The organism is Leptospiraceae bacterium, from assembly GCA_015075105.1.
Taxonomy (GTDB): Bacteria; Spirochaetota; Leptospiria; order Leptospirales; family Leptospiraceae; genus JABWCC01.
On sequence record JABTUZ010000001.1, the window covers coordinates 1,408,998 to 1,425,906 of the forward strand.

Genomic DNA, 16,909 nt, shown 5'->3' on the forward strand with positions numbered 1-16,909 from the left:
GACAATGTTAGTCCTTCCTTGTATAAGATATATACGAATCAATCTGACTTCTCGTAAATTCATTCATATCCTTTCCAGATTGATAAGACTTATACCATTCAATAGTAGCGTCTAACGCATGAAGTGTATTCCATTTGGGACTCCAACCCAATTTCATTCTTGCCTTACTAATATCTAATTTCAAATAATTAGCTTCGTGCTTTTTTGCACTATTGTCTATTTTATAAGAGCTTTCCGGAAATTGCTTGCAAACAGTTTTTGCTATCCACTCCACAGTTTTTGTATCTTCATCGAATGGACCAAAATTCCACGCTTCCGAGAAATTTTGCTTATCTTCACCAAGAAGTTTTTCTGCAAGAAGTACATACCCACCTATAGGCTCTAAAACATGTTGCCAAGGTCGAATTGCATTCGGAAAACGTAAGAACAAAGGCTCTTTCTTTTCTATTGATTTAAAAAAATCTGGAAGTAGTCGATCCTTAGACCAGTCCCCTCCTCCAATCACATTGCCGGCTCTTGCGGTTGCAATTGCAGTTTTCCCTTCACCAAAAAAACTGCTTCTATACGCAGAGGTTACGATCTCCGCACAACCCTTACTACTCGAATAAGGATCGTGTCCACCCATACTCTCTGTTTCCCTATAACCCCAAAACCATTCTTTATTCTCATAGCATTTGTCTGTAGTTACGATTACTGCACCCTTAACAGAGGAAGTTAGGCGAATTGCTTCAAGTACATTTACCGTTCCCATCACATTTGTAGAATACGTATCTACAGGATTTGTGTATGAATCAAGTACGAGAGCTTGTGCAGCCAAGTGAAACACAACTTCAGGTTTGATTTCTTGAAAGAATTTTGTAAGCTCGTTTAAATTTCTAATATCAATTCTGGAATCAATTTTTACCTCATTGGAAATCCCTGCCAACTGAAAAATTGATGGCACTGTGATCGGATCCAAGGAAACACCATAAATTTCAGCACCAAGTTTTTTTAGCCATAAAGTGAGCCATGACCCTTTGAATCCGGTATGACCGGTTAATAATACTTTTTTTCCCTTCCAGAAAGAATTTATTTCCATTTTTTCCATGGGGCCTTACCGGATTGCCATAAATCTTCTAAATGATTCTTGTCGCGTAACGTATCCATAGGTTGCCAAAATCCGGTATGTGAGTATGCCATTAACTCTTTGTCTCTCGCAAGATTTGTCAAGGGTGCAGCTTCCCAGCTATCCCCATCTCCACCGATATAAGGAATTACTTTTGGAGACAAAACAAAAAATCCTCCATTGATCCAAGCACCATCCCCTTTCGGCTTTTCAACGAATCCTGACACTTGGCTTTCTTGTAACTCCAAAGATCCATATCTTCCGGGTGGTTGAACTGCGGTTACTGTAGCGAGCTTTTTATGATTTTTATGAAAAGAAGTTAGATCAGAAATATTTATATCAGCCAACCCGTCTCCATAGGTAAAACAAAACGCTTCCTCGTCTTTTAAATACTCCCCGACTCTTTTTAAGCGACCGCCAGTCATTGTATTCTCTCCGGTATCCACAAGGGTCACCCTCCACGACTCTGCGTATTTTTGGTGAACTTCCATTTTATTATTGTTCATATCAAAAGTAACATCAGACATGTGCAAAAAATAATTTGCAAAATATTCTTTGATAACATACCCCTTATAACCACAACATATAATAAAATCTTCAATTCCGTGTTAAGAATAAATTTTCATTATATGCCAGAGAATGGGTTTACCTCCAATCTCTATCATAGGCTTTGGCTTTAAATGGGTTTCTTCGCTAATTCTAGTTCCAAGTCCACCTGCTAATATTACTGCTTTCATAATTTCAACCCTTCAATTCTCTCTTGGATTAATAACGTCTATTTTTATTTGAAAATGGATCATTGTTTAAACTATTTTTCCACCTATCAATAAATATTTTTTTTTCTTCCGAATCTTGATCGGATCTTTTTATAGAACTTTGTTCAAAATGAAACAATTCACAATAAGGAGTGTAAACTGTACGATACCCTTTTTCACCGGCTCTAAGACAAAAATCAATATCATTAAAATCAATTCCTAATTTCAAGTCAAATCCATTTAGCTCATCAATAATTGACTTTTTCGTCATAATACATGCACCAGTTACTGCAGAATAATTTCTAATTAAATGGGTAAACCCATACTCTCCGATACTACCTTTTAGAAGCCCATGAAAAATATGCACTACACGTCTCTCAGGCTCTAAAACAATTCCAGCATGCTGAATGGATTCATTTGGATAGAGTAGTTTTCCACCTACAATTCCAACACCTTCACTCTGCATAGGCTCTAATAAAGCTGAAAGCCAACCAGAATTACGAACTTCCATATCATCGTTTAATAGTACTACGTATTCGGTGTTTACGGTTGAAAAACAAAAATTTGCTTTTTCTGCAAAATTAAACTTCTTACTCTCATCCAAAGCATAATTGATTAAATCTATTTTATTCTTTTTATAATAGTTTTTTAGATTTTCCGTTGTATTGTTATTGTCAATGACCTTAATCTCATAGTTGTTGTACTTGGTTATTGAAAGAATGCTTTGCACTAAATTTTCAACCAATACAAACTCTTCTCTACCGCCTAACGTCCTTTTCCCGTTATGGGTAGGGATTAAAATTGTTACCTTAGGCTCTGTTGCAAATTTATACCTTAAACGAAAAGTGCCGGGAAGTAACCCGTCTTCTACAAAAGCCTTTCCGTTAGAGCAAATTTTCACATGTTCTTCTAAGGCTTTTTTAGCATTGAGCAGGGCTTGCGGTTTAGCATCTACTGTATCTGCGGCAGACCCCGGAATTTTTCTCCAATGATATAAAATTTCTGGAATATGATAAATCTTTTTAGTTTCTCTTGTGATTCTTAGTGCAAGATCGTAGTCTTGGGCACCTGAATATTCGTGCCTAAACCCACCAACTTTCTGAAAAAGGGATTTTCGTATTGTAATTAAATGCAAGAAGTACATAACACAATGGAGTAGTTCTGGGGAATAGTCTGGCTTAAAATACAACTCGGAGTGTTTTCCTCTTGTGTCTATTTTGTCTTCGTCTGTATATATATATTCTATATCCTTATCTTTATTCAGGGCTTCAGCTACACAAAAAAGTGCGTTTGGGTGTAGCATATCGTCATTGTCTAAGAATGATAAAAACTCACCCGTACTCAATTCTACGCATCGATTCATAGCATTGGATATATTTAGATTTTTATCGGAATATCTAATTTTTATTCTATCATCAACCCTTTCATAGTATTTTAAAGTAGAAATAGTTTCCTTTAAATCAGAACAGTCATCAAAAAGACAAAGCTCCCAATTTGGGTATATTTGATTTCTAACTGACTCGATACATTTCGTTAGATATTTTTTTTCGATATTGTAAACAGGTACGATTACGCTGATGAGAGGCTTGTATTTTAACGAATGGACTTCATCCATACTCACCTTTCTAAATTGAATTTTAGGTTTAAGAAAATATTTTTTAAACCGAAACACTAAAGATCTTTTGATTCTGCCCAACATAATTTTAATCATAACTTCTCAACTTCAAAATTGTAAGCCAATAATAGATTCTATTTTTTAGCTTATTGATAATGATTTGTATAACAAATTTCAATAGAGTTTTAAAATTTTTCAGGTGATGAAGCGGTAAGGAATCCTGTATTTTTTTTAGTTCTTTCATAGATAGGATTCTTTCGTTGATTCGATCAAAGTCTATATTGGATTTAAGATTTTTTATAATTACACCTGCGGTCTCTTCACCCACATCCTTCCATTTTCTGTTTACAGAATTAGGCTTATAGTTTTCGATATTTTCATTATTTAATTCCTGCAATTTTCCAGAGAGTTCAGAAAACGTATCAAAAAAGTGGATACAATGAATTCTATCAAATTCCTTTTTTAACTCTCTGTTTACATCTGAATTGTACACTAAAATTGGTTTTCCTAATTGAATCGCACCAAGTACAGGTAAACCAAAACCTTCATAAAGACTTGGGTATAAAATTAGTCTTGAATTTGCATACAAAATATCCACTAACTTCTCGGACAACCGACCACTCGTAAAAATCTGAAAACTTTTTCCAAACTTTTCTCTAATTCTTTCATCTGCAATTACAACTACTTTCAGTTTTGTATCACTCAATTCGTTTAGTGTTCTTTCCAACGCCTTGTGCTTAAAGCCATTTCCAATAATTAAAACATAGTTTCTCTCATTAAACTCTGGGGCATTTTGGACTTCACTTTCTTTACATTTAGCCTCTTTGGTTAGAAGTATCGGCAATACTTTTCCATCTATTCTTCTCTCTGCGAAATAGGACTCTATATCACTTGCAGAAGATTTTGATATACTTAAAATATTTTCTGAAAATCTGAAAGCTATTGAGCTAGAAATATCAATCGAGATTTTCTCACTGATATATTTACACCTAAGGGCAATCGCATCAAGCATCGTAAAAATATATTTCAAACAATTTTGGCTAATTATCTCCATTGTATTCAAGGAAAAAATTTGTTGAGGGATAAATAAAATTTTGTAAAAACTATTCCCTCTCAAATTTGACTCGACTATGTATTCCTTATACTTCTCTAATTTAAATTTTTCAATAGTCAAATTATTCGCAATGATCTGGAAACTAATATTTTGAGTTTTTAGCTTATCCACCAAACCATCCAACAAACCTATAGCGTATTCGCTTGTCCCATTAAAAATAGGATCCAAGGAGGATAGATCGATACCTACATCAAAATGTTTTTTACTAAAAATTTGATTAATCAAATCAACAGAGTCCAAAATATTTTTAGACTCATTTTGGGAGGCGTATAACTTTTTCACCTCTAAATATTCTTTACAAATTCTTAAACTTTCATAACCATAGAAATTAATTTCTTTAATGTAACTATTCCAGTCCATTTTTCCGTCTTGAATAAAATGCCCCGGACTAAAATTATTCGCTACATTCCCCTTGACTACTAAATAGGAATCATCTATAAATTTTAAATAAGTGTGAGTTTTTTTTTGTTTAGTAATATGAATATACTCTTTCTCTAATCTACCATATATTATAGCCGGTTGACAAACTGCATAGTGCTCGTTGTCCTCTAAAACTTCTATACACCTTGCAAGAATATTACTTGAATCTCTATTCTTTTGAATCCATCTATTCGGGTGAGTAACCACAAGAAAAGAATACCTTTCTTTTAAAAAAATAGAGAATCCTTGTACAAAGTTCTCTACGAAAACTTCTTTTATTGTATATTTCTTTTTTAAAATATGTATTAGTATTTTCTTAAATACAGATTCAGCTTCTCTACCAATTGTTATTGCTAATATATTTTTACTATTTTGCATTTTTCTTACCAAATTCAACTACCTTTAAACCAATCAAATCCTAAAATCATTTCCTGAAAAAAGAAAAAATAATTTGAAATGGTTTTGTAAAAATTCTTCCAATTTTCCAAGTACAACTATTTACAACACTATTATAGTTACTTTGTAAAGAATTATAGTTACTTTGTAAAGAATTATAGTTACTTTGTAAAGAATTCTGCAACTCATCACAAAATACTTCAATCATTCTAGAATACTCAAAACTTTCCGAGTTATCCTTAAGTATTCTCATTATCTCTTTTAAATGATGATTAAAACTCGGTGGAGTAATAAACTCTTTATGATTTTCCCCGACTAACTTCATCTGATTTAGATTAAAATAAATTTCACTAAGAGGGTCATATTTAGGAAGATTTAACTTAAATCCCTTAATCGATGAAGAAAAGCTAAAAAATCGAATCAACTCTTCTTCAAAGAAATGAGTCTCGTGTGTAAATTCTAAATCACCAATCTTGAATTGCCCGCTGCTTGCAATAATAATATTTCTGTCGATGAAGTCTCCTTGAGTAAGCCTTTTATAAAAAGAATCTCTGTTAGACAGTAACTTTATAATCTCAGGTTGGATGATCGACTGAATAAGAATTGTATCGAGGTTTGTAACAAAACGAAAACTCGTAAACTTCTTGACTAAACTTTCTAATTCCAACTTGGCATTTTCATAAGTAGATACTTTACAACTTTTATTCAACTCATCATGAAACAATTTTACCTTTTCTATCATTTCATTTTTTCTTTCAGGGTTTTTATCTAATATTTTTTCAATCGTATCCCCTTCGATAAACTCTTCCAATAAAAAATCTTCCCCGCTTTCAGTAAAAAAAATAATAATACATGGATAAATTCCTTGAAATACGGAAAGCAATTCGTATTTTTCCTTTAACCATTTGAGGCCTTTTCCTATTCTTAAAAAGTATTTAGGAATACCACCCACCTCTATTCTAAATTTATGGGTTTCTTGATCGTCTAACCTAAGAAAAGATCCATAACTCGGCACAAAACTAATCAATTCCCCTTCTCGAATGAAGGAATTTTGAATGAGCTTTCTTTTTACTATTTCCAACTTTGAATCCAATATTCTACCTTTTCCTGTAAATCAATTGAAATGTTTTTTTAAATAGGGTAAAGAAAAATCGAATAGGAGTAGCAATCCGCCAACCAAAAGATTGGTATATTTGGTTTAGATTTCTCTCCAATTCATCGATTCTATTTTTGTAGTTTAGTATAGAATTTCTTTGTGAAAAATATTTTTTCTTTAACATAGTATATTCTTCTTCTGATTCAAAAAATACTTTCCAGTCAGACTCAATTGTTTTTATTGCTTCCGAATCTTGAAATAAGTCCAAAAAGATTTTTAAAAGTATTTCTGCAAAACTCAAATTATATGTAGAGTTTGAATATTCCACAGTAGAGATTTTTGAAAAAGATATAAGTAGTCCAAAGTATATTACACTACCAAAAAAAACCTCATTTCCTCTGCTTTCGTTGTCAATTAACTTAAACTGAAAAATTCCATTTGTATCAAAATATAGATTACAAGGCACTGCATCTACAAATCTTGAATTCAATCTTAAATCTGGCTTAGAGTCTTTTGGAATTTTACAACATTCTATCACTGCATTTTTCCAGACCTTAGCCCACTCTGAAATTATTTGAATATCCCAATTCGGCTTATTCAAAATCCGAACTAACTCCAACCAATAATTTCTACCGGTCAAATAATTTTTTGATTCTAGAGGCTTAGTCAAAAATACATCTTCTAATGAATATTTTTTCTCGATAATAGAACTTGATTTAGACTCTATAGAAGTAATAGAATTTTTTCCATAATAATCTAAGTAATTGTACGCAAGCGTATTGGATGAAACAACCAATTTAGGATCTCCTTTTTGTGCAACCATCAAAAACGAATTGGAAAGCTCCAAGGCAAGCCCGTTACTCCAAGTATTTTTATACCCCATCTCCAAAGAAAAACTATCTTCACTTTTTCTCTGGGGATCTTCCGATACGGAGTCAATTGCGAGCATCATAAGCTCTTCCTGAAAATTTTTCCAACCATAAGGAGTTACTATAGAAACAGGCAATTTATAATCAGGAAGCGGGATATACTCTTGGGTTTCTTTAAAACCAGAGATAGAAATCAAGCTAAGTAGTTCGTGCCTACCCCAAGTTTTAAATTCCCCCCTATCGTAAGAATCATTAATTCCATACATTGGCTTTCCGGCGTGATCCTCATTTTGACCAGATAAATATTTTAACCCAAGCCTATTTTCAATTGCCAGTATTAGAGCACCATTTTCTTTCAATTGGTTGTGACAAGATTTTAACAATTGACTCGGCCCGTCTTCTCCAAGAAACATGGTTGAATATTCCAATACTCCGTTTAGAATTACAAAATCAAAATTTTTAAGTTTAGTAATATCTTCGCTAGTACCGCAAACTACCTCTACATTTTCTAAATCCTTGCATCTTTCTCTTGCGATCTGTGATCTTCTGTAACTTCCTTCTACTGAAATTAGAGTAGCACCAATCTCTCCGAGAAATCTGGATAGTGCCCCGCAACCGCAACCAATTTCTAAAACAGTTTTACCTTGTAAAATATTTGCAAACGGTTTTAAAATATTCGCTCGCCTATTACTTAAGTGATACAGAGATGGCCAGTCTTTAATATATCCTTTTAACTCACTTGAAAAAGTACTTCTATCTTTGGATTTTTGTATGGAGTGTAGTATGTAATTTTCAACTTTCTCTCCATCGCTATAAGTAAAATTTTTCTTTTCGGGTAAAACCCATACAGAGGTATCAGGATTTTTTTGAAACCCTAACCTTTTAATTTCACCAATCAAGATTTATTTCCTGTGACAGAAATTTTTGCATTCAAATCTACAAGTCCTGTAAACTCTAAAACCGGCTCGACAAGAAGGTGAATAGAATCGTATCTTCTGTCATGAGGAATCACTTCTCCACTCGAAGACTTACTTGCAATCCCGACAGAAATAAAAAAATCCCCACTACACAAAATCATATTCATGTCTATTTTTACGAACCATTCACTTCCAGAATGAACATTTGATATTCCGATACTTTTTTGACAGTCTGTATTTGTGTTATAAATCGTAACTCCTTCCTTCGTCTTTAAAGCAAACCCGAATACAGGAAATAAAATATTTTGTTTGAATACAACACGAAACTCCAAAAGTATATTTTTATTTCTAACCAAAATAGAAGGAAATTTCTCTCCTTCCTGATACAGTACAAAATCTACAATTTCTGCTTCCCTATCACCCCATCTGTATTCCGAAGGATTAAAATAAGGACGATTTTCAAATTTAGAATTTAATTCAGAATCTTGTATTTGGAAATTAGAAGGTGTTGGCTCTGCGCTCTCATTTTCACCTGCTACTTCTGATTTTTTTCCAAACAGTAAATCCAAATATCTATTTACAATTTTTTTAGGCGATCCTTTCTCTAAAATTTTCCCGTGATCTAATAAAATTGCGTGATCACAATGAGTAGTAATTTGCTCTATAGAATGAGATACAAAAAGAACTGTAGTTCCCAAGCGAATCAATTCTTTCAATTTACTAAAACACTTTGCCTGAAATTTTGCATCCCCTACAGATAATGCCTCGTCAACGATTAAAATTTCAGGGCTAATATTGATTGCACACGCAAATGCCAAGCGAACAAACATTCCACTGGAATAAGATTTTACCGGCTGGTAAATAAAGTCTCCGATGTCTGCAAAATTTATAATGCTATCAACAGATTTTTTCATTTCTTTTTTCAGCTTGCCGTTAAGCATTCCAAAAAAATAAATATTTTCCATTCCTGTAAACTCAGGATTGAATCCCGTTCCAAGCTCCAATAAGGAAGAAATAGAGCCATTCACGATCACCTCACCTCTACTCTGTGTCAATACTCCAGTGATGATTTTCAGAAGTGTTGACTTACCGGATCCGTTTACGCCTACAACCCCTACAGTCTCTCCTTTTTTTACTTCAAAACTTACATCATTAAGAGCATAAAAATCCTCATGGTATTTTTTTCTAAATGGACTTAAGGCTTCGAGTATTCTATCTTTCGGTGATTTGTACAAAGGATAAATCTTAGTTATGTTTTTAACTTGAATTGCAATATCGGTCAAGATACTTCTCCGACTAAAAAAAATAATAAATTCATCTTATATAAAATTTACAACGCATCTGCAAAATGTGGTCTAAGCCTATTGAATAAAAATGCGCCAAATAAAAAAATACAAATTGTAACAACCCAGAAATATAAGGTATAGTAAGGTTTTTCCCAAAACCAAGTATTGTATAGAACCGAGTCTCTGTACCCTTGCACCAAATAATACGCAGGGTTTAATTTTAAATAAAATAAATATTGTTCCGGCATCATCTTATGCGACCAGATAATCGGCGTAAGCCAAAACCCGAATTGCAAAAATATACCGATCATCTGACTCAAATCTTTTACAAAAACAATTACAGAAGAAGTTGCCCAGCTTATTCCTAAGACAAAAATCTGTGTAGCGAATAAGTAATACAAAACTTGGATCCAGATTAGCTTTGGAAAATATCCGTAATAGAAGAGTATCACAGTCAAAAGCAGTAAAAAAAAGGCATGGATAAAAAGTGCGCTAATTAATTTGATCACAGGTAGAGTACTCACTCTAAATACAATCTTTTTTACAAGATAGGGTTTATCAATTATAGACATCGAACCGGAAGAAATAGATTCAGATAGAAAAAACCAAGGAAACATCCCGGAAACAAGCCATAAGAAAAATGGAACTCCATCTGTTGGGGCTGAACGAAACCCAACCTGAAATACAAAAAATAAAATTACCACGGTCATAAGTGGTCCGGTAAAAGCCCACACAATCCCAAGATAATTCCCTAGGTATCTTTGCTTAAAATCCTGAATCGCCAAAGAAAATAACAGATTTCTATTTTTAAAAATATCAAGAAAAAATTTCATAATTTAGCTTGTATTGTAAACCCTACCTTGCTCCAAATCCAGTAAAAATTGTTTTGATTGTTTTAAAAGTGATAAGAGTATCCAACCAAAACGAAAAGTGTTTAATGTAATAAAAATCGTATTCGAGCTTAATATTCATTCCTTCTACCTCGGCTGCGTATCCTTGCTCGACTTGAGCCCAACCGGAAATTCCGGGACGAACTACGTGCCTATAACTAAAAAAAGGAACGTCCTTTTCGTACCAATTAGATAATTCCAAAGATTCAGGTCTAGGACCAATAAAACTCATCTGACCGATTAAGATATTGAACACTTGAGGAAGCTCATCAATCCTGAATTTACGAATAAATTTTCCTATTCGAGTAATCCTTGGGTCTTGATTTTTGTCTGTAAACCCCTTCCCTTTTCTTTCGATATACATACTTCTAAATTTTAACATAGTGAAAGGCTTTCCTCTAAACCCCATCCTTTTCTGTAAAAAAAAAATAGAGCCCTTGCTTTCTAAACGAATTAAAATTCCGATTGCAATAAAAAAAGGGACGAGTATTGGGAGTAAAACTATTGCAGCCAATACATCTATAACCCTTTTTATATTTTCGTAAAAATTAGAAGGCAAAAGCGACCCAAATTCATTTTCAGATAAGTGATCTATTTTGACTCTTCCTGTGAGAGACTCTTTAATTTGCTTAGTGTGGAATACAGGGATCCTTGAAAGAATACACTTAGCTAAAAATTTTTCCCATTCAGGTGTGAGCTTTTTAGAATGCAAGTCGGCTATTATAGCGTTGAATCTTTCTTCTTTCAAGTCTGGCTCTTTCAATACTACAAATAATGCGTTATGTATATTCTGAAAATGAGTTATATCCCCAAAAGGTACAATGGCATAACGATTTATTCTATACCGATTCCCAATAAAATACCCTACATAGCACCAAAAAAGTGTAGTTAGAAAACCTATCAAAAGAGAAACATTGCTGTAGTTGAATCTATTGACTAAAAATACTAAAATCAACACTCCATAGATAGCCAAAACAGTGGGAAATATATACGCTGAAGACTGAGAACCCGGAAAACGAAATAGCTTTCTTAAAATAAATAAACATACACCAAAAGAAATGATATTTCCGTACATTACATAAGTGCTATTCAAATCTATAGTCTTCCAAAAATAAGCTCCCCACTTTGGCACTACGCTCAATAAAATCAGCAAAATCCCACCAATTATAAATTGAAATAGAAAACTCAGTAAAATTTTTTCGTAGAATCTGGAATGCCTTCTTGTATAACTTGAACTAATCATAATTTTTCTAAAATAGATTTTCCGATTGCAAGCGAGCTTGTTAAACCGGGAGACTCAATACCAATAAGATTGATAAATCCGGGTAAACCTTTTTCCGTCTCTTCAGAAATTACAAAATCCCTAAATAGCTCTCCTTCCCCTTGCAATTTAGGTCGAATACCGGACTGATCTGGATGAAGATCTTCAATTTTTATTCCACTCAAATATTCACTCACAGCTTTGAAAAAACTTTCTCTCTTATTGAAATCTACCGAATATACTTCATTTTTTTCTTTTAAATATTCTACGTCAGGACCAAACTTAATACTACCGTCCAATTCCAAAGTGGCGTGAACCCCAAGCCCGAATAAATTTTTAGAAGGTACGGGATAAATGAGTTTATTTACCATACCTCTTTTTGAATAACGAAAATAATCTCCTTTACAAAAATGCAAAGTATAATTTTCTTCCTGTATATCCAATCCAGCCAACTTAGCAATTGTATCAGAATAAAGTCCGGCAGAATTTATCACATATTTGGAAGATACTGAATTTTCTTCATCTCCACACCTTAAAGAAATTCTATACCCACTTTCTTTTTTCTCAATTCCACTCACTGTATGATTAAAAGCAAATTCTCCCCTATTTTGCAAAATGTCCAGCTCCATAGAATTCATAAAAGAATGTACATCCACAATACCTGTGTTGGGTGAGAATATTGCTTTAGTTGCTTTTACATTTGGCTCTACAGACTCCATTTCTTTTTTTGACTTCCACAGTAAACCTTCTACCCCATTTATCTGGCCTTGTTGGAATATATCTTCTAACCTATATTCATCTTCTTTATTTACGGCTACTATGTACTTCCCAATTTTAGAATGAGAAATATTTTTTTTATCACAATACTCATACATTAAACGATTCCCTTCTACACAAAGTTTCGCTTTTAAAGAATTTGTAGGGTAGTACATTCCTGCGTGAATTACTTGACTGTTTCTTGAACTAATCCCTGTTCCGATTTTATTTTCTTTTTCAATCACAAGAACACTTTTTGATTTTTCTGTCAGCGATTTTGCAATAGAAAGACCTACTACACCCGCACCAATTACCGTAAATTCAAAGTCAATATTCTCACCCATAAAATACGCTTAGTTACAAACCAATCTTGGATTCAATTCGGTAGAAATTTGGAAATCCTTATTTATAAAATGGCGAATCAAAATATCTCCATGAAAACCTGATACATACATCTTAGTTCTTTTACTTTTAAAATAATTTCGTATTCTAGAACTTCTTTCGCTACACCATAAATGTTGTGGTGATGGAACAATCCCTATCTTTGGACTTACAGTATCAAAAAATTCATTACTTGCTACAGACTCAGTACCGTGGTGAGGAACTTTTAAAATATCTGCCTGAAACGCAGAGTTTCCTTTTAAAAAATTACTTAAATTTTTATTCAAATCTCCTGTAAATAAATAACGAATTCCGTTTGTTTCTAATTTCATAATCAGAGAAAGATCATTTATATCCATTTCTCCAAGTTCCGGATGAGTGGACTCACTCGCATATAGAATAGAAAGCATGTTATACTCATCCTTGTACATTGTCAGTGGCTCGTTTGGGTTGGAATGATAAATTTCTTCGTATTGAATTTTTTTTTGTTTCAATAAGTTTTTTAATTTTTCTAAGTCTTTGAAATCACAACCCCAAGGGATTTCTTTGTCACAATTTTTTTTTGAAGGTGAGTTCATCCACACTTTTCCGATTGGTATTCCAAATTCAACAAGATCGTACAAGCCGGTATAATGGTCTTTGTGCGGGTGGGTGATAAAGATTTCATGAATTCTATAGATTTCATTTGCGGCTAAGTAATCTAATAACTTTTCTTTGGTTTGAGTTAGAAAGCCTACGTCGATTAGTATATTGTAAGCGCCTTTAAGATAGTTCTTTCTAAATTGCAAAATATGAATATCTTCCTGTTGTGGGGTATGGTTTAGATTGGGACTTCTATACCTGAAATTTTCACCATTCTCCCAAGCCAGCTCCTTGTCTTTTAGCACTATGCACTTTTCTTTAAATTTATTTTCGATTGGAATGGCTAATTTTTTTCCGCTATAGCCGTTATAACTGTAAAGCCTCGAAGTATTGCTAATATTATAGTCCCAGTGAAGAGTCAAGTGCGGAACCCAAGTATCAGGGAATCCTTTCAAATTGATGATACAATCAGAATTGGATTTGTGGCTATCTTGAATCAAGGTGTTTAAATCGAGTTTATAATTATTGTACGAAAGATAGTTCCTAAATCTATAGTCTGGATTAAATAGATTTATTCCAAAAGCCGAATACAAAGAATATAAAGTTACCGGATCGGAAGAAATTGTGTTCTGTAAGTTTAACCTGAAAAATTTGGAATCGAGTGAGTCTGAAATATTTTCATAATGAGAAAATGTATCTAATAAAACAAATTTTAATTTCCCATAAACGGGCTTCCTTCCTATATAAGAAAGTGAAACAATTAATACTACAGAGAAAATATAAAAACTTTGTCTAAGAAAAAAAATTTTCATGAATGAAAGCATCTATTCCAAAATTTACTAATTGAGAAGTTTAACTTAGTTTCCATTCTCTGAAAAATACAACCAATTGAGACCCAAAAAAAAGAAGTATAGGCAAATCTCCAAAATACTCCTGAATGTGCACCCTTGATCCAAATATATAAATTCAAAGGAAGTAAAATTATCCAAAAAGGAAGTAGCCCCGGAAGCATTTCAAAATAGAACATGCCTTCTTTTTCTGACAGAATTCTTTTCATAATTCGATTATAGAAAAAAACTCCAAGAAATACGATGATAGGAATAAAACCGAGTATTCCGAAAGTCTCCTTAGCTCTTTTTTCAAAAATATTTCCAAACAACCAAGGATAGAAATCAAAAGTATGCTCTCCATAAGTTTCAAATTCCTTGACTACAAATATTGGGTTTTTTGAATTTAAAAAAATAGAATTCGGAAAAAATAAAATCAGGAAAACAAAACCTAAAATTATTATTTTAATAATTGGCTTTAATTTGCTTCTATATAAAATTTTTATTAATAAAACTACAATTGAGAGAAAATAAACAAAAAAGAAAAATCCTGCTTCTTGTCTATGGCTATAATACATAATTGGAGTTAAAGAAATTCCTATTACCGAAACTAAAAAAAACTTAGAAAAGAAAAAATTCTTATTTACCTTGTAAATCAATATAGAACGAAATAGTAGAGAGCTAATAAGCCAATAAAACGCAAAATTGACTGAAGCCGGAGCAAGTGAATAGTATCCTATAAAACCAAAAAAGCTCGTTCCAAAAAATACAATAAACAGAATTGTAGAAAAAATTGCCCACTTTAAATTAAGTCCAAAAAGTCGGGATGAAATATAGGTAGATAGGATCATCATCGCAGATGAAATGATATGAAGAGCTAAAACCAACCGAATCTTAGAGACAAATTCCATTGGAGTTGTTAAATAATTCAAGGATGCAAAAATAGATTTTATAATTATTGCTCTATTGATATAATTAAATTCATTTTTATTTAGAAAGTCCCAAACTAACCCTGAATGGAAAACTGGGTCAGACGGGGGTTGAAAAAACGGCCCACTTATAAATACAGGAATAGAAATTACAAATAGAATGAAAATTGAAAATATTTCTTTTTTATAGTTTATTTTCAATAGTTTAAACGAGAATAATACAATATAAAAAAAAATCCAAATTATTAAAAAGCTAAGAGATAAAAAATATTTAGGCGAATTTGTGGTTACCTGAATAAAACTTGGGACAAGACCGCTTGCAATATAATCTTTTAGAAGATAAGCTCCGTAGAGAAAAAGAAGTAAAGAAGGAAGAAATCCAAAAATAAAATGAAAGAGAATAGATTTTACATAAAGGTTTTTCATAAGGCGATTTCAATGTCCCTTTTAGACTAACTTTATTCTTTGTTTAGGAAGGTTTTTTGTAACTCAAAACAAATTATTATGAATGAAAAATTATAATCTATTTAATATAGACTTGGCAGCTGAGGATACCGAAAATTTTTTTTCTAATAGTTTTTTAGAATTTTTACCCGTAATTTTTATTACACCTGATTTCAAGAATTGCTTTGCATTAGATAAAAGTAGATCTTCATCCCCTGAAATAGATACATACCCTGCGTTTGCTTCTTCAATAATCTCTTTTAGGTCATTGCCAAGGTTTACGCTTCCAAGAATAGGCATACCTTGTACCATGTACCCCAAAATCTTACCCGGAAAATTGTGTGTAGTATGATTTCTATGAAGGCAAAATAGTCCAACATCAAATTCAGCCATTAGTTTTTTAAACTCACCCTGCGGGACAGGCGAAAGTAAAGTCATGTTTTTTAAATTAAATTCTTGGATAGAATATTTGACCAAGCCCACCTCATCACCTGCACCAACCAATACAAAATGAACCTTAGGAAAATTTAGCATAGATTTTGCCAAATTGATAACTTGGCTCATATCTTGAGCGTGTCCAATGTTTCCCCCATAAAAAAAAACGAGTTTTTTTTCTAAGCCTAATTTTTTTCTATAGGGTTTGGATTTTAATACAACCGGAGAGTTCTCTGCCCAGTTGAATAATAGCTCTACTTTTGCATTTCCTTTATAGTAATCCTTAAACCAATCAAGGTTTTTTTTAGACATGACTCCAATTGTGTTTGCAGAGTCATAACACTTCTTTTCAAAAAATAAAAAGTATTTCGTAATAATAGAATGTTTTTTTAATAATCCGTTGTCCAAAGCCCACTGAGGAAAAATATCTCTTAGTACAAGATAGGTCTTCACATTCCATAGATTTTTTATTTTCCAGACTAAGCTTCCCCAAAATATAGAAGGAGAATAATACACTATATAGTCCTGTGGTTTTTTTTGAAATACTTCTTTTAAAGAACTCCAAGCCCTGTAAGAAAGTAAAGATTCATTAATTGCTCTTTTTAACTTAGATACATTTTTTATTTCACCAGATCGAAAACTGTAAACTTTGACTCCATCTAAAATACTTTCTTCGTATTTATTTTTAATACGAGAGTCTGGTGTGACTACCATCACATCGTGCCCTAAATTAACAAACTCAACCGCAAGTTCGTGCATCATCTTTGCCGCGACTTTTATACTATTGGGTAGATAGTCGTCAACGATTAGGCAGATTTTCATAGAGTTCTA

Annotated in this window: 12 protein-coding genes and 1 pseudogene; all 13 read right to left on the reverse strand. The window is 32.7% G+C overall.

The window, feature by feature from the left end; translation table 11 throughout:
* Nucleotides 1–7 precede the first annotated feature (7 nt).
* Nucleotides 8–1,078, reverse strand: coding sequence for a CDP-glucose 4,6-dehydratase (gene rfbG / locus HS129_06860; protein MBE7411770.1), 1,071 nt, complete (start codon nt 1,076–1,078; stop codon nt 8–10).
* Nucleotides 1,069–1,842 (reverse strand): annotated as a pseudogene (rfbF, locus tag HS129_06865) (glucose-1-phosphate cytidylyltransferase). The gene rfbG and the pseudogene rfbF overlap by 10 nt, the downstream one beginning before the upstream one ends.
* Nucleotides 1,843–1,870: 28 nt before the next feature.
* Nucleotides 1,871–3,571 (reverse strand): glycosyltransferase, encoded by a 1,701-nt coding sequence (locus HS129_06870; GenBank protein MBE7411771.1) that lies wholly within the window; start codon nt 3,569–3,571, stop codon nt 1,871–1,873.
* The gene (locus HS129_06875; GenBank protein MBE7411772.1) at nt 3,564–5,387 is read right to left on the reverse strand and encodes a glycosyltransferase; all 1,824 of its coding nucleotides are present in this window, start codon (nt 5,385–5,387) and stop codon (nt 3,564–3,566) included. Before HS129_06875 ends, HS129_06870 begins: the two co-directional genes overlap by 8 nt.
* Before the next feature lie 46 nt (nt 5,388–5,433).
* Nucleotides 5,434–6,498, reverse strand: coding sequence for a hypothetical protein (locus tag HS129_06880; protein ID MBE7411773.1), 1,065 nt, complete (start codon nt 6,496–6,498; stop codon nt 5,434–5,436).
* A 4-nt stretch (nt 6,499–6,502) separates the two neighbouring features.
* On the reverse strand, nt 6,503–8,269 hold the full coding sequence (locus HS129_06885; protein ID MBE7411774.1) for a methyltransferase domain-containing protein: 1,767 nt from the start codon (nt 8,267–8,269) through the stop codon (nt 6,503–6,505).
* Entirely contained in the window at nt 8,266–9,573 is a 1,308-nt protein-coding gene (locus HS129_06890) for an ABC transporter ATP-binding protein (GenBank protein MBE7411775.1), read from the reverse strand. Before HS129_06890 ends, HS129_06885 begins: the two co-directional genes overlap by 4 nt.
* 44 nt (nt 9,574–9,617) lie before the next feature.
* Entirely contained in the window at nt 9,618–10,406 is a 789-nt protein-coding gene (locus HS129_06895; protein MBE7411776.1) for an ABC transporter permease, read from the reverse strand.
* Between the two features lie 22 nt (nt 10,407–10,428).
* The gene (locus HS129_06900; GenBank protein ID MBE7411777.1) at nt 10,429–11,706 is read right to left on the reverse strand and encodes a sugar transferase; all 1,278 of its coding nucleotides are present in this window, start codon (nt 11,704–11,706) and stop codon (nt 10,429–10,431) included.
* Nucleotides 11,703–12,824 (reverse strand): NAD(P)/FAD-dependent oxidoreductase, encoded by a 1,122-nt coding sequence (locus tag HS129_06905; GenBank protein MBE7411778.1) that lies wholly within the window; start codon nt 12,822–12,824, stop codon nt 11,703–11,705. The genes HS129_06900 and HS129_06905 overlap by 4 nt, the downstream gene beginning before the upstream one ends.
* Nucleotides 12,825–12,833: 9 nt before the next feature.
* A complete protein-coding gene (locus HS129_06910; protein ID MBE7411779.1) occupies nt 12,834–14,255 on the reverse strand; it encodes an MBL fold metallo-hydrolase in 1,422 nt (473 codons plus the stop codon).
* Nucleotides 14,252–15,625, reverse strand: coding sequence for a hypothetical protein (locus tag HS129_06915; protein ID MBE7411780.1), 1,374 nt, complete (start codon nt 15,623–15,625; stop codon nt 14,252–14,254). The genes HS129_06910 and HS129_06915 overlap by 4 nt, the downstream gene beginning before the upstream one ends.
* A gap of 90 nt (nt 15,626–15,715) precedes the next feature.
* Nucleotides 15,716–16,900 (reverse strand): glycosyltransferase family 4 protein, encoded by a 1,185-nt coding sequence (locus tag HS129_06920; protein MBE7411781.1) that lies wholly within the window; start codon nt 16,898–16,900, stop codon nt 15,716–15,718.
* Between the last annotated feature and the right edge of the window lie 9 nt (nt 16,901–16,909).